This is a genomic window from Pseudomonas sp. SDO55104_S430 (assembly GCF_054070595.1).
Window position 1 is genome coordinate 1 of sequence record NZ_JBSVXG010000428.1, and the last position, 2,104, is coordinate 2,104.

A 2,104-nucleotide genomic window follows, 5' to 3' on the forward strand; every position below is an offset into this window, starting at 1 on the left:
TACAAAAAATCGCATGGTTTGAACCTGTAGGAGCGAGGCTTGCCCGCGAAGAGTGCCCGAACAGACGCTAGAGATACGGGCTCAAACCACCGCCGCAAAATTCTGCCTGAACTGCTGCGGCGTCACCCCCAATCGGCGGTTGAACACACTGCGCATATGCTGCGCATCACGAAACCCACACTGATACGCCACGGTCTTGAGCGGCGCATTGGTGCTTTCCAGGAACACCCGCGCCGCATCCACCCTCGCCCGCTCGACGAACTCGGCAGGAGTGATTTTTGCCTCCTTGGCGAACACCCGGGAAAAGTTGCGCGCGCTCATGTTGGCGGCGTTGGCTAGGTCGGCGATGGTCAGGTCGCCGGTGAGGTTGGCCAGCACGTACTGCTGAACCATCGCCACCGCTGAAGTCGGTTCGGCGTGGGGCGTGAGGAACGGGCTGAACTGCGACTGGCCACCCGAGCGCTGGGTGAACACCACCAGCCGCTTGGCCACGCTCAGCGCCACGTCAGGGCCATGATCGCGGCCGAGCAGGTACAACGACAGGTCGATGCCGGCCGTGACTCCGGCCGAGGTGTAAAGCTCGCCATCCTGGGCGTACAGGCGATCGGCTTCCACCTTGGTCGACGGGCAGAGCGTCGCCAGCATCGCGGCGTCATCCCAGTGGGTCGTCACGGTCCGGCCTTCCAGCAGCCCCGCGCGGGCGAGCATGAAGGCGCCGTTGCAGATCGAGCCGAAGCGCGACGCCCGCCCGCAGGCGTCGCGCAGCCAGGCATCGAAGGTTGGGCCGAAATCCATGAACGGCAATTGCGGTCCGCCGGCTACCAGAAGCAAGTCGTAGTCTTGCGTCGCCTCGCTGAAATGCCGGTGAGCGTTCAGGGCCAGGCCGTTGGAGCAGGCCATCGCGCCTTGCTCGACGCCGATCACCTCCAGCCGATAGTGATCCTCGGGCGCCAGGAACCGGTTGGCCTCGGAAAACACATCCATGGGGCCGGTGACGTCCAGCGACTGGACGCCGGCGAAGACGACGATGGCGACGGTTTTGTGCATGCTTGAATCACCCTCGATGGCTCTGGAAACACCCCACACCTGTAGCAGCTGCCGAAGGCTGCGTCCGGCTGCGGAGCAGTCGATAAATCAGGCACCGCAGCGTCTCAGGTAAAACGTATGTGAATGGTTTTACGACTGCTTCGCAGCCGGACGCAGCCTTCGGCAGCTGCTACAGGTACGGTGTCAAAGTTAGCCAATCCGGGGGCAACAAGCGAGGCTGGCGCGATATCGCTGTTCATTGGCAAGGATCGCAGCCATGGATCGATTGTCCGGTTTTGGGTGCGCGAACAGACTGGACACCTCAGCGCCGTCACGGCGTTTCACCCCGAGGAAGCCCCCATGAGCACCACCATTGCCGGTATCAAAATCCCTGACAGCGCCCTGGCCAAAGCCGCCACCGAATACATCCGCGATATCGAATCCGACCTGCTCTACCACCACTCGCGCCGGGTATTTCTGTTTGGCGCGCTGAGCGGTGAACGCAAGCAACTCGCTTACAACCCGGAGCTGCTGTACATCGGCGCGATGTTCCACGACATCGGCCTGGTGGAAGGCTATCGCACCGACACCGAGCGCTTCGAAGTCGATGGCGCCAACGCCGCGGCAGCGTTCCTCAAGCCTTACGGTTTCAGCGATGACGATATCGAGCAGGTGTGGCTGTCGATTGCCCTGCACACCACCCCAGGCGTGCCGCAGCACCTGCGCCCGACCGTGGCGCTGGTGACCGCCGGTGTCGAGATGGACGTGCTGGGCATGGACTACGCGGCGTTTTCCACCGTGCAGCGCGAAGCGGTGGTGCATGCGCATCCACGGGGTGAAGGCTTCAAGGAATGCATCATCTGCGCCTTCGCCGGCGGCTTGCGCCATCGTCCGCAGACCACGTTCGGCAACGTGAAGACCGATGTACTGGTGGATCAGGAGCCTGGGTTCAAGCCGATGAACTTCGTCGAGGTCATCCGCAATTCGCCTTGGGTTTCCTGATCTGGATCAACACAAAACAACTGTGGGAGCGGGCTTGCTCGCGAAGAAGGAGTGTCAGTCGACATCTTTGTTGACT

Annotated in this window: 2 protein-coding genes; one reads left to right on the forward strand and one right to left on the reverse strand. The window is 62.2% G+C overall.

The window, feature by feature from the left end:
- Window positions 1-81: 81 nt before the first annotated feature.
- The gene (locus ACW9JE_RS30380) at window positions 82-1,047 is read right to left on the reverse strand and encodes a GlxA family transcriptional regulator (RefSeq protein WP_457434865.1); all 966 of its coding nucleotides are present in this window, start codon (window positions 1,045-1,047) and stop codon (window positions 82-84) included.
- Window positions 1,048-1,386: 339 nt separating this feature from the next.
- On the opposite strand from ACW9JE_RS30380, the gene ACW9JE_RS30385 reads away from it, so the two are divergent.
- Window positions 1,387-2,028, forward strand: a complete 642-nt coding sequence (locus tag ACW9JE_RS30385; protein ID WP_224540637.1) for an HD domain-containing protein — start codon at window positions 1,387-1,389, stop codon at window positions 2,026-2,028.
- Window positions 2,029-2,104 lie beyond the last annotated feature (76 nt).